A 21,455-nucleotide genomic window follows, 5' to 3' on the forward strand; every position below is an offset into this window, starting at 1 on the left:
AGGGCAGGGGACAATCACCACTACGTTCAAAACGATAAGGGAGGAGTGTCCATGAACAGACTACAGACGATGAGTGTCGCCCTGATCGCCCTCACACCGCTTGCGGCGCAGGCGGAGGTCACGATCTGCGCATCGCTTTCGGTAACGGGGCCGGCGGCGTCGCTGGGGATTCCCGAGCAGCAGACGTTGGCCTTCCTGCCGGAAGAGGCCGGAGGGCAAGCGATCCGTTATGTCGTGCTGGATGACGCGACCGATCCTACCAAGGCGAACACCAACGCCCGCAAATGCGTCGAGGATGAAAAGGCCGATATCCTGCTTGGCTCCTCGACGGCCCCCACCTCTGCCTCGGTCGCGGCAGTCGCTGGCGAGACCGGCACGCCGGTCATCGCCCTCGCGCCCGTCACGGTGGATGCAGCGGTGGAACCCTGGGTCTACCGCTCGGTTCAGAAAAACGCGCTGATGGCCAGCGCGCTGATTGAACACATGCAGAAGACAGGCGTAACACGTCTGGGCTTCGTCGGCTTTGCCGATGCTTATGGCGAAGATTGGTTGAAGACGGTGACGCCGATGCTTGAAGCCGCGGGCATCAAGCTGGTGGCGGTCGAACGCTTTGCCCGGACCGATACCTCGGTCACGGGGCAGGTGCTGAAGCTTGTAGCCTCTGCGCCAGATGCGGTGCTGGTCGCTGGCTCTGGCACACCTTCGGCACTTCCCGCCGTGGGGCTGCGCGAGCGCGGCTTTGCCGGGCAGATCTACCAGACCCATGGCTCGGCCACCACCGAATACATCCGCGTCGGTGGCCCTTCGGTCGAGGGCTCGATCCTGCCGGTTGGGCCTGTCGTGGTGGCCCCGCAACTGCCGGTGAGCCACCCGTCGCGCGGTATCGGAGTCGAATATTACACCGCCTATGTCGCGCAGTATGGCGAAGGCAGCGTCTCGGCATTCGGTGGCATGATGTTCGACGCAGGACAGCTTGCTGCCGCCGCAATCGCAGCCGCGGAGGGTACCCCGGGAACGCCCGAGTATCGCATGGCGCTGCGGGACGCGCTGGAAGGCCTGACGGATGTAGTTTCGGTCAACGGGGTCTACAACCTGTCGGCCGATGATCACTATGGCCACGATCAGCGCAGCAGGGTGCTGGTCCAGGTCACGGATGGCGCCTTCAAGTACCTCGCTCTCGACTGAGCCGGATACTGGTACGGGCTGCGCGTTGGTGCGCGCAGCCTTCCCTTCCCTCCAACCGTCATCGGGCCCATGGATTCGACAATCGCTCTGTTCCTCGTGCAGGACGGGCTGATCAACGGAGCAATCTACGCTCTGCTTGCGGTCTGCTTCGTGCTGCTCTTCGCTGTCACGCGGATCATCTTCATTCCACAGGGCGATTTCGTTGCCTTCGCTGGGCTGACTCTTGCCGCGCTGGAAATGGGCGTGGCCCCCGGCTCTGCGCTGCTGTTGGTCTGCCTTGGCGTCGCCTGCGCCCTTTTCGACCTCGCGGGACTGAGAAACTGGCCCCCTGCGGGTTGGCTGCTGCGGCGGCTTGGTGCCTATCTGGCGCTTCCCCTGGTGCTCTGGCTCGGGGTCCGGGACCTCGCGCCGATGGATCTGCCAGTCTGGGCCGACATCTGCCTTACATTGGTGATCGTGGTTCCGATGGGCCCGTTCACCTACCGGCTCGCTTTCGAGCCGATGCGTAACGCCTCAATCCTGGCGCTGCTCATCACCTCGGTGGGGGTGCATCTGGTGATGATGGGACTGGGCCTGCTCTTCTTCGGCGCCGAGGGTTATCGCAGCACCCCGATCTGGGGCGGCACAATTTTGTTGGGTCCGATGATGATCCAGGGACAATCCGCCCTTTTGATGGTGTGCACGCTGGTGATCCTTGGTCTGCTGTGGTGCTTCTTCACCCGCACTCTGGCAGGCAAGGCGTTGCAGGCCGCCGCGGTCAGTGCCCGGGGCGCCGAGCTGGTCGGGATTTCGGTCGAAACCGCAGGCCGCCGGGCTTTCGTGCTGGCCGGGTTGATAGCGGCCATAGCCGGCATCCTGATCGCGCCGATTACCACGCTCTACTATGACAGCGGCTTCCTGATCGGGCTGAAGGGCTTTGTCGCGGCCATCGTCGCCGGCTTCGCAAGCTTCCCCGGCGCGGTGTTCAGCGCCATCGTCCTGGGTATCATCGAAGCCTTCGCGGCGTTCTGGGCATCGGCGTTCAAGGAGGTGATCGTCTTCGGCCTCGTGCTGCCGATCCTGCTTTGGCGGTCGCTGACCAATCCCCATGACGAGGAGCACTGACATGCGCACGCCCCTGCTCACATTTCTTGCGGCGGTCGTTCTGGTGCTGCCGGCAAGCGGCGTTCTGCCTGCCTTCTGGGCAACCTTGCTGAACATGATCGGCATTTCCGCAATCGTCGCCCTTGGGCTTGTGGTGCTGACCGGTGTGGGCGGCATGACATCCTTCGGACAGGCTGCCTTTGTCGGGGTCGCTGCCTACTGTTCGGCTTTGCTGACCACGCGCTACGGGTTCTCGCCCTGGCTGGCCCTGCCGGTGGTGCTGGTCGTCACCTCGATCGCCGCCACCCTGATCGGGCTGGTGACCGTGCGGCTGTCGGGGCATTACCTCCCACTTGGCACGATCTGCTGGGGAATGGCGGTTTACTACCTCTTCGGGAACCTCGATCTCCTGGGCGGATTCAACGGCATCTCGGGCATCCCCCCGGTCAGCCTGTTCGGCCACCCGCTGCTGGACTCGCGCCAGTTCTGGCCGCTGGTCCTGGTCATGCTGGGCGTCTCGCTCTACCTGACGCGCAACCTTCTGGACAGCCGGGCGGGCCGGGCGATCCGGGCGCTTCGCTCTGGCACCACCGCGGCGGAAGCCTTTGGCATCGCCCCCGCCCGGGCCAAGCTTGCGGTGTTCATCTATGCCGGGTTTCTTGCAGGGCTCGCCGGGTGGCTCTTTGCCCATCTGCAACGCAGCGTGACCCCGACGGCATTCAGCCTGAACGCAGGCATCGAGTTCCTGCTGATGGCCGTCATCGGTGGCTCAGGGCGGCTCTGGGGCGCGGTTCTGGGCGCCGCCATCGTCGTACTTCTCAAGAACGCCCTACAGGACTATCTCCCGCTCTTGTTTGGCAGTATCGGCAGCCTTGAAGTCATCTTCTTCGGAGTAGTCTTGGTGCTGACGCTACAAAAGGCACGCGAGGGGTTGTGGCCGGTCTTGGCCGAGCACATCCCGCAGCGCAGATCGCCGGTGGACGAGATCGCCACTGCGCTTGCGATGCCGGTCCGCCCGAAGGGTGAGGGCCCGTTTCTTCTGGAGGCGATCGGGATCAACAAGCGGTTCGGCGGGCTCGTGGCGGTCAACGACGTCAGCTTCTCGCTGGCAAAAGGCGAGATCCTGACGCTGCTTGGCCCGAACGGCGCCGGCAAGAGCACCACCTTCAACCTTCTGACGGGCGTCCTGTCGCTCAGTTCAGGCGAGGTGCGGATCGCCGGGCATTCAGTTGCGGGTGCCTCGCCCTCGCAGATCGCGGGGCTTGGCGTTGCGCGGACCTTCCAGCATGTGAAGCTGGTGCCCGAGATGAGCGTACTCGAAAACGTGGCCCTCGGCACGCATCTGCGGGGCGACAGCGGCTTTCTGCGCTGCCTGCTGCGCCTTGATCGGCCGCAGGAGGCACAGCTTCTGGCCGAAGCCGCCCGGGCGATCCGGCGCGTGGGGCTGGCCGACCGGATCCATTCCCCAGCGGACAGCCTGTCGCTGGGAGAGACGCGGATCGTCGAGATCGCGCGCGCCATCTGTTTGGCTCCACGGGTGCTGTTGCTTGACGAACCGGCGGCGGGGCTTCGCAAGGCCGAGAAGAACCGGCTCGCCGAACTGCTTCGCGAACTGCGCGCCGAGGGTCTAGGGATCTTGCTGGTCGAGCATGACATGGATTTCGTCATGTCGCTGACGGACCGGATCGTGGTGCTGGACTTTGGCACCAGGATCGCGGCGGGCCTGCCGGACGAGATCCGCAAGAACCCCCGTGTCCAGGAAGCCTATCTGGGGAGTGTGGCATGACTGTGCTTCTTTCGGTCGAAGACGCCGCGGTATCCTATGGCGCGGTCGAGGCGGTCCGCGGCGTGGCGCTACAGGTTGCAAGCGGAAGCGTGGCGACCATCATCGGCGCGAACGGCGCCGGAAAGACCTCGCTCCTCTCAGCGCTCGGGGGCCTTTTGCCGATGCGTGGCCGGGTGATCTATGACGGGCATGACATCACCCGGCTCGGCACCGCCGACCGCGTTGCGGCCGGGTTGGCGCTGGTGACCGAAAGCCGGGACTTGTTTGGAACGATGACGGTCGAGGACAACCTTCGCTTGGGCGCATATACTCGGACCCGTGCCGAAGCGGCGCAGGGGATCGAAGAGGTGTTCGGCCGCTTTCCCAAGCTGAAGGAGCGGCGCACCCAGCTGGCGGGCACCCTGTCCGGGGGCGAGCGGCAGATGCTGGCCACGGGCCGCGCCTTGATGTCCCGCCCGAGCGTGCTGATGCTGGACGAGCCCAGCCTCGGCCTCGCGCCGCTCATCGTGCGGGACATCTTCCATATCATCACCGAGCTGCGCAACGACGGAATCGGGGTGCTACTGGTCGAACAGAATGCCCGCGCGGCGCTGCAGACCGCCGACCATGCCTATGTGATGGAGCTGGGGCGCTTTGTCATGCAGGGCGCGGCGGCCGAGATGATGCACGACCAGCGCCTTGTCGAAACCTATCTTGGCATCTCGGGCGCGGGGAATTGACCGGAAGGCAGGATGCGCTGGCCGGGCGCATCCACCACTGCCTGAGCGGGTTTAATCGGCCAGATCGTAGCGGAGGATGTAGCCGGTATCGCGTGCGGTGATGATCTCCTTGCACTCTGAACACACGACGATCGCGGTAAAGTCGCGTCCGCAGCGCTTGTGCCGCAGGCGCGTCGGCGGCTTGCCATCGGTGAGCCATCGGTCTCCCCAGACCATCATCACGATCATCGGCTTGTAGAGAGCCATCCCCTTACGCGTAAGCCTGTACTCCTGCCGATCGCCATTGCCGTAGGGCACCCGGCGGAACACCTCTGCCTCGACCAGCCGGTTCAGGCGATCGGTGAGAATATTGGGGGCAATCCCTAGGTTCTCACGCATCTCCTCGAACCGGCGGACGCCTGTCCAGCCCTCCCGCAACACCAGAAAACTCCAGCGATCACCGATGATGGCAAGGGCGCGGGCGACAGAACAGGGCCGCACCCGCTGCAACAGCGTCGGGTCGGAGCTGCGGCGCGAGCGCGGCCTCGCTTCCACCGTCTCGAACCCGGCGCCGGGACCATCCCGCGGCGCGACGTCCCACGCCTCGACGGGTTCGAAGCATGCGGAGCAGACAGTCATCGGATGGCATTCGCTGCCGCACTGCGTGTGGATCAGTTGCAGCGGGGGAAGGGCACCCGCGGCCAGCCAGGTGTCGCCGAACTCCATCAGCGACAGCATTGCAGGAAACAGGTCCTTTCCCCGCTCGGTCAGGAAATACTTGTGACCGGGCTCGCCAGCCTTGTGCCCTATCGTCAGCACCTGTTTCTCAACCAGCAGATTCAGCCGCGACGACAGCGTCTGACGCGGGATACCAAGCCGCGACTGAAACTTGTCGAACCGGCGGACCCCAAAGAATGCCTCGCGCAGGATGAGGAAGTTCCAGCTGTCGAGAACGATATCGATCGCCTTGCGCACCGAAGAATGCCGCTGCAACTGTAGGGGTAGAGCCGAAGGTGCGGGTTGCGCGTCGGTCATCGTGCTGAAGCTCTCGAGTGAGGACGGTCCTAGTTAGTCCCTTGGTCTGCAAGTTGCAAATCCGCGGCGGATCTGCCGGCAGGGCCTATTTGTCCGCCTTGGGCGTGGCTTGCGGGCCGGACAGGAGCCGCGTCCGCAGGTATTCGACCGTCTCGCCATAAAAGCCGCGGCGGAACAGCATCACGCAGGCCATGAAGACCAGACCGACGACCAGCGAGACCGGAAGCCCCGAGGTGGCCAGGAAATGGCCGATCATCACCACGAAGATCGCGCCAAACAGCGGCCCCGAGAGCGTGCCGATCCCTCCGATCAGCACCATAAGCACCACCTCGCCGGAGATGTGCCACGACACATCGCTCAGTGTCGCCAGCTGGAAGGCTGAGGCTTTCAACGCCCCGGCGAGGCCGGACAAGGCTGCCGACAGCGTGAAGGCCAGAAGCTTGTAGCGGCTGGTGTTCAGCCCCAGTGATGTGACGCGGGTCTCGTTCTCGCGGATGGCGCCGAGGATATGACCGAAGGGCGAATGCACCATGCGCCGAATCTGCAGCAGGCAGACGACCACGATCACCAGCACGACATAGTAAAGCGTGATGGTATCGCGCAGGTCGATCAGCCCCAGCAGGCTCCCGCGGGGCACGTTCTGGATCCCGTCCTCGCCGCCGGTGAACGGCGCCTGCACGGCAAGGAAATAGACCATCTGCGCCAGGGCGAGGGTGATCATGGTGAAGTAGATGCCCTGACGGCGGATGGCGACCAGCCCGAAGGCGAACCCGAGGGCCGCGCCCACGACCACTCCGAACAGGATCGAGACCTCGAACGGCCAGCCCCACACCTTGGCCGCCTGAGCAAAGGCATAGGCCGCCCCGCCGAAGAACGCCGCATGGCCCAGCGACAGTAGCCCGGCAAAGCCCACGACCAGGTTCAGCGCTGCGGCAAACAGCATGAAGCACAGGACCTTCACCAGAAAGAGCGGGTAGATCACCAGCGGGGCCAAGACCGCGACGGCGGCGACCACGGCCAGCAAGCCATAGCTCTGCATCGGCGACACCAGCCGCGGGCGGAAATCCTTGTAACGATGCGCCATCTTACTTGTCCTTTCCGAAAAGGCCCGCCGGGCGCAGAAGCAGAACGAGGATCATCACGATGAACACGGTGAGCGCCGAGGCCGTCGGGAAAAAGACCTTTGTCAGCCCCTCGAGTACCCCCAGCATAAGGCCCGTGAGGATGGATCCCATGATCGAGCCCATGCCGCCGATCACCACCACGGCGAAGACGATGATGATCAGGCTGGACCCCATGTTCGGGCTGACCTGATAGATCGGCGCAGCCATTGCTCCGGCGAGCCCGGCCAGCCCCACGCCGGCGGCATAGGTCAAGGTCAGTATCAGCGGCACGTTGATGCCGAAGGCGGTCACCAGGCTCGGGTTCTCTGTGGCCGCGCGAAGCCGCGCACCCAGCGACGTCTTCTCGATCACCAGCCAGGTTCCGACACAGACCGTCAGCGATGCGACGATCACCCAAGCCCGGTAGATCGGCAGCACCATGAAGCCCAGGTTGTAGACGCCCGTCAGGCTCGGCGGCACCGCATAGGATTTGCCGCCGGCGCCATAGATCCAGCGGAACATCCCCTCCAGCGCCAGCGCGAGACCGAATGTCAGCAGCAGGCTGAACAGGTGGTCAAAGCCGTAGAGGCGGCGCAGCATGGTCCGTTCGAACAGCGCCCCGAAGGCCCCGACAATCAGGGGCGTCAGCACAAGCGACGGCCAGTAGCCGATACCGGCATAGGTCAGCAGCCCCCAGGACACGAAGGCCCCAACCATGTAATAGGCACCATGGGCGAAGTTGATCACGTTCAGCAGGCCGAAGATGATCGCCAGCCCGAGGGACAGGAGCGCATAGAAAGAGCCGTTGATCAGCCCGATCATGACCTGTCCAGCCAGGACGGCAAGCGGCACTCCGAAAAGTTCGGTCATGGCTCCCCCTCAGATGCCCAGATAGCGGTTCAGCTTGTCCATGTTGGCGGACATGCTGTCGTTTTCGAATTCATCGACGATGCGGCCCTGCTCCATCACGTAGTGACGGTCCGCCGCGCCGCGGGCGAAGTTCAGGTTCTGCTCGACCAGAAGCACGGTGAAGCCCTTCTCCTTGAGGCGGATCAGCGCCTTGCCGATCTGTTCGACGATCACCGGTGCCAGGCCTTCGGTCGGTTCGTCGAGCAGGATGAAGTCACAGCCGGTCCGCAAGATGCGTGCGATGGCCAGCATCTGCTGCTCGCCCCCCGAAAGCCGGGTGCCGAAGGTGGTATCGCGTCCCTTCAGGTTCGGGAACAGGTCCTCGATAGCCTCGACAGTCCAGCCGCCGGGGCGGATGACGGGCGGAAGCATCAGGTTCTCGCGCACAGTCAGGCTTGCGAAGATGCCGCGCTCTTCCGGCACAAAGCCGAGGCCGAGATGCGCCACGCGGTGCGGGGGCGTGGCCAGCAGGTCGCGCCCGTCGAATGTCGCGCTGCCCCGGCGCTTGCGCATCACGCCAGCCAGCGCCCGCATGGTCGAGGTCTTGCCTGCGCCGTTTCGGCCCAGCAGGGTCACGATCTCTCCGCGCTTCACCTGCAGCGATGCGCCATGCAGGACATGGCTTTCGCCATACCAGCCCTCCAGCTCCCGAACGTCCAGCCGCATGTCAGCCATGTGCACCCCCCATATAGGCCGAGCGAACCTCGTCATTCGCGGCGACTTCATCGTAGGATCCTTCGGCGATCTTCTCGCCCCGGCGCAGCACGGTGATCTTGTCCGAGATGTCGGCAACCACCTTGAGGTTGTGCTCCACCATCAGGACGGTGTGCCGCCGTGCAAGCGAGCGGATCAGGGCCGAAGTCCGCTCGACATCCTCCTGACCCATGCCCGCCATCGGCTCGTCGAGAAGGATGAGTTCGGGCTTCAAGGCCAGGGTCGTCGCCAGTTCCAGGGCCCGCTTCCGGCCATACGAGAGATCAGCCGCGCGGGTGTAGACCAACGGCTCAAGCCCGACCTGCGTCATCAGGTCATGCACATCCTCGTCGAAGCGGTGCAGGGCCTGCTCCGACCGCCAAAACCCCCAGGTGTCGCGGGCATGGGCCTGCAGGGCGATGCGGATGTTCTCGTACACTGTGAGATGCGGAAACACCGAAGAGATCTGAAACGAGCGCACCATGCCCAGCCGCGCGATCGTCGCGGGCATAGCGCTCGTCACGTCCTGCCCCTTGAAGCGGATCTCGCCGGCCGAGGGCTGGATGAACTTGGTCAGCAAGTTGAAGAGCGTGGATTTCCCCGCCCCGTTCGGCCCGATGAGCGCGTGGAGATGTCCCGTCTGGACCCTCAGATCGACGCCCGCAATTGCGACGAAGCCGCCAAACACCTTACGGAGCCCCCTGGCTTCAAGGATGCAGTCCGATTCGATCACCATGTGCCCTCCCCGCCACCGATGCAGATGGTCCGCTACGCCAGATCGCTTCGGACCCGGATCATCTGCTCAGGTCTAACAATGAAAGTTATATGTCTGTCAATATGCGTTCGTTCTCTTCTTCCAGTTTCGCGTTTGCAGAATGAAAATTGAAGGATTGACGCACCCAGTCCAATAGTGCAATGAATATGGAGTTCCACAATGATACTGGAGACAGTATCCCTTCATTTGGGAGGATGAAGAGATGATGCCACGTCCGACAGCAGTATTCCGCCCCATGACGCTTGCCGCAGCGCTGATGGTTTCGGTTGCCCATGCGCCTGCCTGGGCACAGCAAGAGCCGGTGCGGATCGGCGTTCTGACCGACATGAGCGGGCAGTTCAGCCACGAGGCCGGCGAAGGCTCGGTCGCGGCCGTCTCCATGGCGGTCGAGGATTTCGGCGGCGAGGTCTTGGGCCGCAAGATCGAGGTGCTGGTCTCGGATCACCAGAACAAGCCCGAGCTGGCCGTCTCGACAGCACAGGAGTGGTACGAGTCACGCGGCGTGAACCTGATCGCCAACCTGATCAACTCTGGCATTGCGCTGGCGGTGGCGGGTGTCGCGGCCGAGCATGATGGCATCGCCATCGTGAACGGATCGGGCTCGTCCAAGTTGACGGGCGAGGGCTGTACCCCGCATTCGATCCACTATGCCTATGACACCTATTCGCTTGCGGTCGGTACCGCGCGCGAGCTTGCAAACCAGGGCCACAAGAACTGGTTCTTCCTGACTGCAGACTATGCGTTCGGCCACGCGCTCGAGGCGGATGCCTCGGCCATCGTGACCAAGCTTGGCGGTGCGCTCGAAGGTTCCATCCGTTACCCGATCGAGACCACGGATCATTCGTCGTTCATGCTGCAGGCGATGGCCTCGCCTGCAGATGTCGTGGCGATTGCGGGCTCTGGCACGACCTTCATCAATGCCGTGAAGTCGGCGGGCGAGTTCGGCCTGGGCGACAGCGGCAAAACCCTCGCGGGGCTGCTGGTCTGGCTGACCGATACCCACTCGCTGGGGCTAGAGGCTGCGCAGGGCATGATCCTGACCAACGCCTTCTACTGGGACCGCGACGATGAAACACGCGCGTTCTCGGCTCGGTTCGCCGAACGCATCGGTCGGCCGCCCCATATGGGGGATGCGGGAGACTACTCCTCGACCCTGCACTATCTGAAGGCAGTCGAGGCGGCGGGCAGTACCGACGCCGATGCCGTCATGGCCAAGATGCGGGAAACCCCGGTCGATGATTTCTTCGCCAAAGGCGGTGTGATCCGCGAAGATGGCCGCATGGTCCATGACATGTATGTCTATCAGGTGAAGTCCCCTGATGAATCCACGGGCGAATGGGATGTCTACAAGCTGGTGAACGTGATCCCGGGTGAGGAGGCTTTCCGCCCGCTGTCGGAAAGCGCCTGTCCGCTGGTCAAGAAGTAATGCCGGCGGGCGGCGCGCCGCCCGCCTTCCCTTGCACCGGACGACTGGGAAAATGACGGATATTCTGATCGAGATTACCGATGGGGTGGCGCTGGTCACATTGAACCGCCCCGCACAGCGGAACGCATTGACCTACGCGATGTGGAACGCGCTGGACCCGGTCTTTGGCGATCTGGGACGCGATCCCGAGGTGAAGGCCGTCGTGCTGACCGGCGCCGGCGCCGACTTCACAGCCGGCGCCGATATCGCGGAATTTGGCCGCATCCGCGACGATGAGGATCAAGCCCGTGCCTATGAGGTGGCCGTCGACCTGGGCTGCGATGCGATTGCCCGCTGCCCCAAGACGGTGATCGCGGCCTGCAAGGGCTATACACTTGGTGGGGGGATGCATGTGGCGATGTCCGCCGATTTCCGGTTCGCCCCCGCCGCAGCGCAGTTCGGGATCCCCGCGGCGCGGCTGTCCATCGTCTATGGGGTGCAGGCCACACGCAAGCTGATGACGCTCGTGGGCCTGACCGAGGCCAAGCGCATCCTCTATGGCGGCCATCGCTTCGGGGCCGATCACGCGCAGCGCTTCGGCCTGATCGACCGGCTCTGCGATGACCCGCTGGCCGAGGCACTGAGCTATGCCCGGGATATTGCCGCCACCTCGGCGCCGCTGACCATAGGCGGGGCCAAGTATATCTTGAACGGCCATGCCCTGGGCGGGTTCGATCCGGCAGAGGCTGCGCGCCTGATCGACCATGCCGCTGCAAGTGGGGATTACCGCGAGGGGCGCGCCGCCTTCGCCGAAAAACGCCCGCCGGCCTTCCACGGCCGCTGAACCGCATTGAAAACTGCGGCCTGCGCCGCCGGGAGAACCGCATGATACGACTGGATCTGATCGCGCCCGTCGGCACGCTGTTGCAGCGCCACGCAACTGCGACTCCAGGCAAGGTGGCGTATATGGATGACGAGCGCAGCATCACCTGGGTCGCGCTCGAGGCCGAGACCGCGGCTCTGGCCCGCCATCTGCTGGCCGGGGGCCTGCAGCCCGGGCAGTCGGTCGGCGTCTGGCTGGCAAATTCGGTGGACTGGATGGTCGCCGCCCTTGCCATACTTCGCGCCGGCGGAGTGGCCGTCCCGATCACGATCGAGGCGACGCTTCCCGAAGCAGAATACCGGATCTCGGACAGCGGCGCCCGGATCGTCTTCGTCGATGCTGCGGCACGGCCGGTGGTCGCGCAGATGGCCGCCACTGGCCGAAGCTTGCCGCACTGGATCTGGTGCGATGGAGGGCTCCCCATGCCCGCCCCGTCGGACATCGCCCTGCCGGCAGAAGATATCCACGCCCCGGCCTTCATCGTCTATACCTCGGGTACGACGGGCAAACCCAAGGGGGTGGTGCTGACCGCCCATTCGATGCTTTGGGTCAACGCGGCCTGCTGGGCGCCGATTGCCGGGCTGTCGGCGGATGACGTGGTCCTCTCGCCGCTACCGCTGTTTCATTCCTATGCGATCAACATCTCCGTTCTGGGCGTCCTCGCCACGGGCGCGACCGAGCGGATCATGCCGAAGTTTTCACCTGGGCGGGCATTGGACCTGCTGCAAAAAGGCGAGGTGACGCTCTTGCCCGGCGTGCCGACGATGTTTCACTACCTGCTGCTCACGGCCCGCGAAAAGGCGATCACCTCGCTCGGACGGTTGCGCCTGTGCATTTCGGCGGGGGCGATCCTGCCGGCAGCGCTCAACCGTGACTTCGAGGCGCAGTTTGGCGTGGAGTTGCTGGACGGCTATGGCATCACCGAGACCTCGACCATGGTGACGATGAACTGGCCGGGCAGGAACCGGGTGATGGGATCTTGCGGCTTACCGGTTCCGGGGGTTGCGGTGCGCATCGTGGACCCGGAGACCGGGCAGGACCGCCCGCGCGGCGAAGAGGGAGAATTGATCTGTTCGGGCCCCAACGTCATGCGGGAATATCTGAACAAGCCCGAGGATACGGCCAAGGCGGTGCGAAACGGCTGGTATCATACCGGAGACCTGGCGCGCTCGGACGAGAACGGGTTCCTGACGATCACCGGCCGGCTGAAGGAACTGGTGATCCGCGGAGGGCAGAACATCTCCCCGGCCGAAATCGAGGAGGCGATCCTGCAACACCCGGCAGTGCGGGATGTCGCCGTTGTGGGCGTTCCGCACGAAACCTTGGGCGAGGTGCCGGTCGCCTACGTCGTCTGGGTGGCCGACTCGGTCGCGTTCGAGGTCTTGATCGAACATTGCCGTTCCGTCTTGGCGCCCTACAAGGTTCCGGCCGATCTGCGGTCCACCGACATAATCCCGCGGACCGGCTCGGGCAAGACCATCCGCTTCAAGCTCCGCGAGCTTTACGTCAGCCAAAGCTGAAGTTTGATCAATCGGTCCTGGCTCACGATCCGGGCCTCTTATCCACGCAAGCGACGGCAGCCAAGTATGTCGATACCCTGATATTTTCTGGGACGGATCGGCTCTAATGATGTGACCGCCCCCGACGGCATCGCTGTGCCAAGGTGGGTCTGCGAGGATCCACAAAGGAGGACGGTCACGTCGCGATTACCTCTGTCGGGCTCGACCTGGCGAAGAATGTGTTTCAGGTCCACGAGTTTGGCCAGGCGGTGCTGCGCAAGAAGGTGAGGCGGGATCAGGTGCTGGCGTTCTTTGACCAGATGCCGCGCTGCGTCGTTGCGATGGAAACCTGCGGCGGCGCGCACTACTGCGGCCGCTGGTCGACGCGAGGTTGAGGTACAGGGCACCCTCGGCCAGCACCCGGGAGATCTGCTCGGCGATCTCGTTCATCCACGCCAGATAGATGTCCCTCGGTTTCCGGTCGTCATAGCTGCGGTAGGCAACCCCGCAGTTGTAGGGCGGATCGACATTCAGGATTCCCAAACCTGCTGAAGGCTGACGCATAGTCATCCGTGGCAATGCGCGGGACATATGATGGGGATCAAGCGATACGAATTGAGCGAGGCACAGTGGGCGCGGATAGCGCCGCTGCTTCCTGGCAAGGCGACGGACCCTGGCCGGACGGGTTCGGATAACCGCTTGTTCGTCAACGGATGTTTGTGGGTGCTGCGCTCAGGCGCGCATTGGTGCGATCTGCCGGAGCGTTACGGCAAGTGGAAGACGGTGCACCGGCGGTTCAGCCGCTGGTGCCATGCCGGTGTCTGGGAGCGGGTGTTCGAGGCGCTGACGGCGGATCGCGACAGCCAGTATCTGATGATCGACAGCACCATCGTTCGCGCCCACCAGCAGGCAGCGGCCGGAAAAGGGGGGCCAAGGATCAGGCGCTGGGGCGTTCCCGAGGCGGATTGACGACCAAGATCCACATGCTCGCCGACACGTTCGGGCGGCCCTTGCGGTTCCGCGTCACGCCCGGTCAGGCCAGCGACATCGCCGCCGCGCCGGGTCTGCTCGAAGGCCAGAGCGCCGGCGCAGTGCTCGCCGACAAGGCCTATGACGGCAATGCCTTGCGCGCGCAGATCGCGGCGATGGACGCCCAGGCGGTGATCCCCGCCAAGCGCAACCGCAAGATCCCCATCCCGCACGATGCCGCCATCTACAGGCACCGCAACCAGATCGAACGGTGCTTCGGCCGCCTCAAGCACTTCCGCCGCTTCGCCACCCGCTACGACCGGCGCACCGCCCACTTCAGAGGCTTCGTCCATCTCCGCTGCAATGATCTGGCTAAGGTGGGTGAATGCCGATTCGGCCTAGGGGGGGAGAGGTGACCACGGCGTCGATGCTGCCAGCCGGCATGGCGCGCAGGATGACGAGGCAATCGCCGACGATGACGTTCTGCGTAGTTTCCTCCTGCTCCGGAGGCGGTGCTGTGCCCGCGGGCACAGCAGTCTCGACCGAGGTGATAGATGCGCCTGCCAGGAAACGGGGATCGATGATTGTCATGTCGGTGCTCGTGTTGTTGTTGACCGACACCCATCATAGGGGCGCAGACGGGGCTGAGAACAAGCGTCTCACCGTTGTCCACATGTTTAGGCTTTCTCGTTAGAGGCGCGACGCGGCCCGGTTCAGACATCAATGCGAGTGCACCGCACCATGGAACCTCGCTACCGCCCTGACCGGCATGCGGGGTTCACGCCGGGGGCGCCGTCATGGGTTCCGGTCCTGACAAAGAACAACCCTCCCCTCCACAGGCCGTTGGACCTGTTGGACCGTTGGACGGGTTTGCCTCACCTGTCCGGAACCTCGGCGGCAGCCTTCTGCGGCTCAGGTGTCGCGCACACGATCCGTGTCCGCCTGCATCTCCCGGACGCGGCGGCACCGACCCTGTCCCCTGCCCGCTCTGAAGCCTCCCGCGCCCTCTCCCTCCAGACCCCACAGGAGCGAGCCTGCTCGTCGCCCGGTCATCGCGGGCCTTGTCGCTGACACCATGACGGTCACACCGTCCGCATACCCTGCTCAAAGAAGAATTTCGACGCGCAGCAGAACAGGGCGTTCCTCACAACAGCCGATGATCGCCCAGTTTGACACGCCGGTCAGACAGCAGAACTGCCGCTCAACGCCTTTCCGGAACAACCTTGAACTGCAGTTACGCAAACCTTCCGTGGCAACAGGAGAGCCCGTTCGATGATTTTCGGTGTCCAGGCATATTGATAGGGTCGGCCTAAAAAACAGGAGAACCGACATATGAAACGAGCCCCACTTCGCATTCCGCGCGACCAGCTCGAACAGATCCGGACGATGTTGAACACGCTGCCCGCCAAACCGCGCGTTCAGTTCGGCGCCCAGGATCTGGTGCTCGAGCTGCAGCAGGAAATCCGGCACGCGATCGAGCAAGGTTACACGCTGCGCGACATCGCGGCCCTCATCAACAACCAGGATGTGCCGATCAGTGCCAGCACCCTCGCGACCGCCTTGCGCAAGTCTCGCGCGATGGAAAGGGCGGCAGGACCTGACGCGCCAGCGACGGCGAAACCTGCGGGTCGCGCCTTGGCACAGATCGGGCGGGCTGGGTCGGCACCATCGACAGCCGCTCCCCTCGCGCGCCCCGGAGAGGTGTGAGGCGACCATGGCACATGCAGGAGATGGCGAGCGGCGCTCCGAACGCCGCAGGCGGACGGTGACCGTCAGCCTGCGGATGAGTGTCGAAGACAAGCGCGCGTTAGAGACGCGTGCGGTGGAGAGCGGCTATCCGAACCTCAGCGCCTGGGCGCTTGACCGGCTGTGGCAAGACGGCGTCGGCGCGCGCGAGCGGCGCGTGATCTACGGCCTGCTGGGTCGGCACGGCGCACGGCTCTCGGCGCTGCTGCGCAACGGCCGGGGCCGCGGGGGCTGTGATCCGCGCAGCGAGATCCGGCAACTGGCGGCCGATGTGCTGGAGCTTCAGAGCCACGTGATGCGGGGGCAGGCCGATGCTGGCGAAGAAAATCGCTAACCGCCCGCGTGCCGATACCGGGCAGAACCTGTTTCATGCCAGGATCAGCTACATCTGCAGCAAGGCAGTCCTCACACGTGTGGTGAACTTGGCCGGTGAATGGCCGGATGCCGCACGGCAGATGCAGTATTCCGCGGGCCTCAACCCACGCCTGCGCGCGCCCGCCTGTCATCTTGTGCTCTCCTGGCACGAAACCGAACGCCCTACCGATGCACAGATGATCGTAGCGGCAGGGGAGGTGATGTCAGTGCTCGGGGCAGATCAGCACCAGCGGGTGATCGCGGTGCACCGCGACCGGGATCATGCCCATGTGCATGTCGTGCTGAACCGGGTGCATCCGATCACCGGGAAGTCGCTCTCCGACAGCCACGATCATGCGCGGCTCGAACTGGCCTGTCGGCGCATCGAACAGCGCCACGGCTGGCCGCAGGATCGCGGCCGGTTCCAGGCGGCGGTGGTGGACGGTGTCGTGCAGCTCGTGCCGCAACCCGCCGAACACTGGCTACGGAGGACGCGGGCGCGCCGCCTCGGCCTGCGGCCCGATGGCCAAGGGGCGCGCTCGCGGGAGCACCGCAGCCCCCTGCCGCCGCTGCGCGATCTGCTCGCGCCCGTGCAGATCGCCGCGCTGCACACGCAGCTCCGGGCGGCAGCGGGATGGCAGGCAGTGCATGACTTGCTCGGCGCGGCCGGGTTGCGGTATAGGCTGCAGGGTTCTGGCGCCCGGATCACCCGCCTGGTTGACGGCTGCATGATGGCGGCAAACCAGCTCGGGCGCGCGTTCGGCCTGCCGCGACTGACGCTGAGGTTCGGCCCATTCCGGGCGGATCGCAGCACGCCGGAACTCCGCGGGCCAGTTGCGCGGGAGGATGACCCCGCCCAAGTCGAGCCGCAGTCGGCACAGGCGGGCCGCCGGGGCCGCAACGCAGACCAACACCAGGCGCGCAAGGGCTTCAGGACGGCACGTCATCAACTCGCCGAACGGCAGTCGGCAGAGCGGCACGAGATCCAGGACCAGCTCGGCACCAACCGCAGCCCGCTTGCGAGGGCGATCCGCGCGGTGATGCGCGAGCGGCACCGCGAACAGAGTCGGACCCTGCGGGAGCGGTGGCCCGCCTCGGCGCGGCAGAGCGGCGCCAACCCGGCGGAACCGCCCGTGCCATTGGGCCCGGAGTCTTCCCTGCGCCGGCGCTATCGTCAGCCACTGCGCCACCTGGCGATCCGTGCCTCCGCGCCGGACCTGGCGCCGATGGACCCGCCCGACCACACGGCCTCCCGACAGGCCTGGATGCTGTCGGACCTCCTGTCAGCACAGGATCCGCTTCCGACGCCACTCGCCTCTAGGGTCCGCGACATCCGCCAGGACGGCCGGGGGCACCTGCTGATCGCGCGCCGGTCTCAGAACGGGGGCATCATCGGGTTCGAGCGGCTGGATCCATCCGCAGGCACACCGGCCGGAGAGCTGGCAGCAGGAGGCCGGCGCGGCATCGGGCACATCGGCGCGCGTGCGGCGCCGCGTTGCATCGTGGTGCCGGACATGCTCTCGGCTCTGGCATTGGCCGCGACAGCGCCGGACGCGCTGATCCTCATCGCAGACGACCTCCGCGCACCTGGGATTGCGCGACACCTGCAGCGCATCACCGAAGGCCGCCGGGTGCTGGTCGCAAGCCGCGCAGGCGACGGGTGGACCGACCTCGCGACCGGCGCCCTTCCGCATGCCAACCTGCTTCCCTGGGATCCGCAGGCGCTTCGACAGGCGTTGCAGCCTGGGGCGGAGCAGACCCGCGCGGATGAAACCACCGGGCCGGCCCCGCCCCTTCACGGTCCAGCCGGACCCTGATGGCCGCCACAACTGGTGCACGGCTTGCGTCGCGCAACTCCCCGGTCCGGTCCGGCGGTCCAACGGGTCCGACGGACGCGGGAGGAGACCGCAAGTTGTTCCGCCCCGTTATCCACATAAAACGCGAGGATCGGCATTTCCAACGGCACGCACCTGTGGACAACGGGATGACGGACGGGCGGCGGCACATCATAATCTAGGCACCAGCGCAACTCCGCGCCAAACCCATCCAGGAAATTTTGAAATGCATGACGAGGACGCAGCAGCGCCCGCGCCCGAAGAGGTTATCGAGCACGAGAGCGCAACGAACGACGACACTGACACCAAGGAGGAGGGCACCGGCCGGCATGGCGATCCAGGGACCCGCACGCGCGGCGAACCGGCGCCGGACTATCCCCTGCCCGCGCTCATCGCGGATCCTGCAAACGAGCATCGCGCAGACCCGCCGCCGTCCGAGGCCGAGCGCATGCTGGCCGACATGGTCGAGCAGCTGCCCCTCGGATACCTTTTTTTCCATGAGCAATCCCTGATCACCTACCCGGTTGGTAGCCTCTTCTTGCCGCTCTGCGGTCCGATCCGTGTCGCCGCCATGCTGCGCGACATCGGCGGAAACGACTGGTCCTACGAGGTGGAATTCCTCGACCGCGACGGTGCGCTCCGTCGCCAGCTCATCCCCGCCGCCGCGCTGCAGGAGCGCCCGCGCGCGGTCGCGGCCGGCCTGGTGAACTCGGGGCTCCGGCTGATGACGCGCCCCGCGGAACTTGTTCGCCTGTTCCAGAACTGGCAGACGCCCGAGCGGATCTGGACGACGCGCCGCACGGGCTGGACCGAGCTGGTGGACCGCACCGCTTTCGTGCTGCCGTCCGGCGACGTGCTCACGCATCCCAAAACGTCCACCTCGCCGGTCCGCTACACCGGTGCAGCTCCTTCGACTCGAACGGCAGGCACCCTCGCGGGATGGCAGAACGGGATCGGCCAGCTGACCCTTGGAAACCCGTCGCTGATGATAGCGATCTCCGCAGCGCTGGCGGCTCCCCTGCTGCGGCTCGCGCAGGTCGACACCGTGGGCATCAACTTCTACGCTTCCACCAGTTCGGGAAAAACCACCGCGATGCGGGCCGCGCTGAGCTGCGGGCAGGACCCATCGCGGATGCATCGTTGGAACGCAACCAACACCGCCATCGAGATCCTCGCAGCCTCCGCGCATGACGGCCTGCTGGTGCTCGACGAATTCCCGGCCACTCCGGACAGGTCGATCGTCGATGTCATCTACGCGATCGGCAATGGCACCGGCCGCGCCCGTGGCACCCACGACATCACGCTGCGCGACAGTGACCGCTGGCGTCTGGTCACCCTCTCGACATCGGAACTGCCGATTCCGGAACACTGCGCCCGGGGGCGGCTTGCCTACCCCGAGGGCCTGGCCGTCCGGCTGATAGATGTGCCAGTGCGGAGCTGGGCGCACGGCGCGTTCGCAGAGCTACACGGCCATGCGGACGGGCACGCGTTCGCGGTGGCCGTCAACGCAGCGGCTCAGGAAAATCATGGACATCTGCTGGAGGCGTTTGTCGACCTGGTGCTGAACGGCGAGGCTGCGCTCACCGTTGCGCTGACCAGGATCCTGACCGCTTTCCGCACGCGAGCGCTGCGGGCGCTCGGCCTGGAGGCCGGCACGGTGCATGGCCCGGCGATGCGGGTGCTGGACGGGATCGGGGTGATGGTGGCAGCAGGAACGCTGGCAGCCCGTGCGGGTCTGGTCCCGTGGCCGCGGGGGGCGGTCGAGGCGGCAGGCCTCGAGATCGCGCGGCTCTGGCATGCTGGAAGGATGGAGCGGACGGATGGTCCGGGAGCGGCCATCGAGCGGCTCCGGGAAATGATCGAGGAAGGACGGTTCGTCGATCTCGACGACCCGGTCCCCGCGGCCGATCCTGCGGCCGGATGGATGGATGCTCGCTGGATCTACATCGACAGTGCCGTGTTCGCCGACGAGATCGCATGCGATGCTGCGCCGGGCAGGGTATTGGACCAACTGCTCGACGCGAAACTGCTCGTGCCGGGCGGCGAGCAGCGGTCGCTGCAATACCGTATGCCGGCCAGCGTCATCGCCTCCCGTCCCCGCGTCTACCGGTTCCGCCGCGAGCGGGTGAGACAGGCGTGAGACCTATGACAGGGGAAAGGGCTCAGCCGTTCTCATTGTTCAGCATCCCGATCCGTCGAGGCGGATCGGTTCAAGGCCGCAACGATGCGGCAGGCTCGGCCTGAGAGGCACCGCCATCGCATACGGAGCCATCTTGAGACACTCTATCGAGATTTATTGAAGATCGATCTTGACATAGACTTGCCCACCATTTAGGTTGAGATCATTCCGAGGCTTCAGGGCCAAGGAATACGGGCCGCAGCTTCTCACGCTGAATGTCCCAATCTTCCGCCGGATAGGCGGCTTAGAAGACGACAGACGACGCTAGATAATCTTCAGAGATCTAGATCATCGTGAGATGTCCACCGGTACGCCGCCGGATAGGCGGCAGAACCCGAGGGGGCCTCGCAAGAGGCTCCCTCGGACACTTCCCCGAGACGCCTCTGCGGAGCCAGAAGTGCCGGACGCACAAATTGCAGCTGCGGCTGAACAGGACGGTCGAGAACTCTTGTGCGCATCCTGGATACCTCGGTATTCCCGGGCCATATGGACCACTGACAGGAAACCGATGGCCACGGGACCGCAAGAACTCAAAGACCACTGGAAGCGCTACACGCAGGCGCGGCGTGAGGCGCTGCGATCAGTTGACGTTGTCTATATCACGTTGCCGATACCCAAGGGCGACAAGGAGAAGATCCTTTCGCTCCTGCAGCCCTACACCGACCGGGTGCGGCTGCTCTCGATCCTGGTCGGGGCGTCCCCCTATGATCGGCCGCTGGTTGTCGGGCTGCTGCAATCGTTGCAGGAATCCCTGACGCTTGAAGAGGTGGAAGCGATCCTCCATTTCCGGAGCGAGGGCGTGGGCGAGGCAGCCGTTCGCGCCATCGTCGCCCGACGCGGGTTGCCCGCTGCCCTGGCCGAGCTGCCAGATTAGCACCGCCGGCCCCTGCTCCGCATCCTGCGCGGCTCATGCGAACGCGCTGATTCTGCGCTTTCGGGCGTTGCCAGAACCGAATGGACGACAGCGAAGCGGCTCCTGGACGATGGCGTCCTAAGCGCGGGAACCGGGTTCGAAAGCAACACGGGACGTTATTGGCCCAGATCCGGGCCGCGACATGGGTGAGCTCCTCCCCGAAAACTGGACAGTGACGGAAGCTACGATCTGAAGTCTGCTGGTCTCCAAGCACGAGGAGATCATGACCTGCCACGGGATTTTTCCTCCAGTTGTGACTAGAGTCCGCCCCAAGGAAGGGACGGACGATGAAGCGAACGATACGAACCGAAGAGCAGATCATCGGCATTTTGCAGGAGCATGAGGCCGGGGCGAAGTGCGCAGATCTCTGCCGCAAGCACGGGATGTCGGAAGGCACGTTCTATG

18 protein-coding genes and 2 pseudogenes are annotated in these 21,455 nt (G+C 65.0%); 15 read left to right on the forward strand and 5 right to left on the reverse strand.

The genetic code is table 11. The features are described 5' to 3' along the window. The first annotated feature begins 51 nt into the window (after window positions 1-51). From GVY41_RS18820 to GVY41_RS18835, 4 genes are all read left to right on the forward strand, one after another. Window positions 52-1,185, forward strand: coding sequence for an ABC transporter substrate-binding protein (locus GVY41_RS18820; protein WP_161348515.1), 1,134 nt, complete (start codon window positions 52-54; stop codon window positions 1,183-1,185). 69 nt (window positions 1,186-1,254) lie between these two features. Continuing rightward, window positions 1,255-2,289 carry a branched-chain amino acid ABC transporter permease gene (locus GVY41_RS18825; protein WP_161348514.1) on the forward strand — a complete coding sequence of 345 codons (1,035 nt, stop codon included), beginning with the start codon at window positions 1,255-1,257 and terminating at the stop codon, window positions 2,287-2,289. 1 nt (window position 2,290) lies between these two features. Beyond that, the gene (locus tag GVY41_RS18830; protein ID WP_161348513.1) at window positions 2,291-4,054 is read left to right on the forward strand and encodes a branched-chain amino acid ABC transporter ATP-binding protein/permease; all 1,764 of its coding nucleotides are present in this window, start codon (window positions 2,291-2,293) and stop codon (window positions 4,052-4,054) included. Further along, window positions 4,051-4,773: an ABC transporter ATP-binding protein gene (locus GVY41_RS18835; protein WP_161348512.1), complete on the forward strand. Its 723-nt coding sequence runs from the start codon at window positions 4,051-4,053 to the stop codon at window positions 4,771-4,773. The genes GVY41_RS18830 and GVY41_RS18835 overlap by 4 nt, the downstream gene beginning before the upstream one ends. 51 nt (window positions 4,774-4,824) lie before the next feature. Here GVY41_RS18835 and GVY41_RS18840 read toward each other — a convergent pair whose 3' ends face one another. The 5 genes from GVY41_RS18840 to GVY41_RS18860 form a co-directional block, all read right to left on the reverse strand. Then, window positions 4,825-5,787: a winged helix-turn-helix transcriptional regulator gene (locus tag GVY41_RS18840; protein ID WP_161348511.1), complete on the reverse strand. Its 963-nt coding sequence runs from the start codon at window positions 5,785-5,787 to the stop codon at window positions 4,825-4,827. 85 nt (window positions 5,788-5,872) lie between these two features. Beyond that, window positions 5,873-6,871, reverse strand: coding sequence for a branched-chain amino acid ABC transporter permease (locus tag GVY41_RS18845; protein ID WP_202456134.1), 999 nt, complete (start codon window positions 6,869-6,871; stop codon window positions 5,873-5,875). A gap of 1 nt (window position 6,872) precedes the next feature. Next, window positions 6,873-7,760, reverse strand: coding sequence for a branched-chain amino acid ABC transporter permease (locus tag GVY41_RS18850; protein WP_161348510.1), 888 nt, complete (start codon window positions 7,758-7,760; stop codon window positions 6,873-6,875). A gap of 9 nt (window positions 7,761-7,769) precedes the next feature. After that, window positions 7,770-8,474, reverse strand: coding sequence for an ABC transporter ATP-binding protein (locus GVY41_RS18855; RefSeq protein ID WP_161348509.1), 705 nt, complete (start codon window positions 8,472-8,474; stop codon window positions 7,770-7,772). Further along, on the reverse strand, window positions 8,467-9,228 hold the full coding sequence (locus tag GVY41_RS18860) for an ABC transporter ATP-binding protein (protein WP_170301239.1): 762 nt from the start codon (window positions 9,226-9,228) through the stop codon (window positions 8,467-8,469). The genes GVY41_RS18855 and GVY41_RS18860 overlap by 8 nt, the downstream gene beginning before the upstream one ends. A 274-nt stretch (window positions 9,229-9,502) precedes the next feature. On the opposite strand from GVY41_RS18860, the gene GVY41_RS18865 reads away from it, so the two are divergent. From GVY41_RS18865 to GVY41_RS18915, 11 genes and pseudogenes are all read left to right on the forward strand, one after another. Next, a complete protein-coding gene (locus tag GVY41_RS18865) occupies window positions 9,503-10,693 on the forward strand; it encodes an ABC transporter substrate-binding protein (RefSeq protein ID WP_161348508.1) in 1,191 nt (396 codons plus the stop codon). Between the two features lie 52 nt (window positions 10,694-10,745). Next, window positions 10,746-11,516 carry an enoyl-CoA hydratase-related protein gene (locus tag GVY41_RS18870; protein ID WP_161348507.1) on the forward strand — a complete coding sequence of 257 codons (771 nt, stop codon included), beginning with the start codon at window positions 10,746-10,748 and terminating at the stop codon, window positions 11,514-11,516. Between the two features lie 41 nt (window positions 11,517-11,557). Continuing rightward, window positions 11,558-13,075 carry a class I adenylate-forming enzyme family protein gene (locus GVY41_RS18875; RefSeq protein WP_161348506.1) on the forward strand — a complete coding sequence of 506 codons (1,518 nt, stop codon included), beginning with the start codon at window positions 11,558-11,560 and terminating at the stop codon, window positions 13,073-13,075. Between the two features lie 185 nt (window positions 13,076-13,260). After that, window positions 13,261-13,431: pseudogene (locus GVY41_RS18880) on the forward strand (IS110 family transposase); the annotation flags it as partial. A 217-nt stretch (window positions 13,432-13,648) separates the two neighbouring features. Then, window positions 13,649-14,439 (forward strand): annotated as a pseudogene (locus tag GVY41_RS18885) (IS5 family transposase). Between the two features lie 916 nt (window positions 14,440-15,355). Then, entirely contained in the window at window positions 15,356-15,730 is a 375-nt protein-coding gene (locus tag GVY41_RS18890) for a hypothetical protein (protein WP_161348505.1), read from the forward strand. Between the two features lie 7 nt (window positions 15,731-15,737). Continuing rightward, on the forward strand, window positions 15,738-16,103 hold the full coding sequence (locus tag GVY41_RS18895; RefSeq protein ID WP_161348504.1) for a hypothetical protein: 366 nt from the start codon (window positions 15,738-15,740) through the stop codon (window positions 16,101-16,103). Next, complete coding sequence (locus GVY41_RS18900) at window positions 16,081-17,940, forward strand: relaxase/mobilization nuclease domain-containing protein (RefSeq protein WP_161348503.1); 1,860 nt, start codon at window positions 16,081-16,083, stop codon at window positions 17,938-17,940. Before GVY41_RS18895 ends, GVY41_RS18900 begins: the two co-directional genes overlap by 23 nt. A 244-nt stretch (window positions 17,941-18,184) precedes the next feature. Beyond that, window positions 18,185-20,098, forward strand: a complete 1,914-nt coding sequence (locus GVY41_RS18905) for a DUF927 domain-containing protein (protein WP_161348502.1) — start codon at window positions 18,185-18,187, stop codon at window positions 20,096-20,098. Window positions 20,099-20,645: 547 nt separating this feature from the next. Beyond that, a complete protein-coding gene (locus tag GVY41_RS18910; RefSeq protein ID WP_161348501.1) occupies window positions 20,646-21,011 on the forward strand; it encodes a hypothetical protein in 366 nt (121 codons plus the stop codon). A 326-nt stretch (window positions 21,012-21,337) separates the two neighbouring features. Further along, a partial coding sequence (locus GVY41_RS18915; RefSeq protein ID WP_161656903.1) for a transposase occupies window positions 21,338-21,455 on the forward strand: 118 nt, incomplete at its 3' end.

This window comes from Frigidibacter albus (assembly GCF_009908165.1).
Lineage (GTDB): Bacteria > Pseudomonadota > Alphaproteobacteria > Rhodobacterales > Rhodobacteraceae > Frigidibacter > Frigidibacter albus.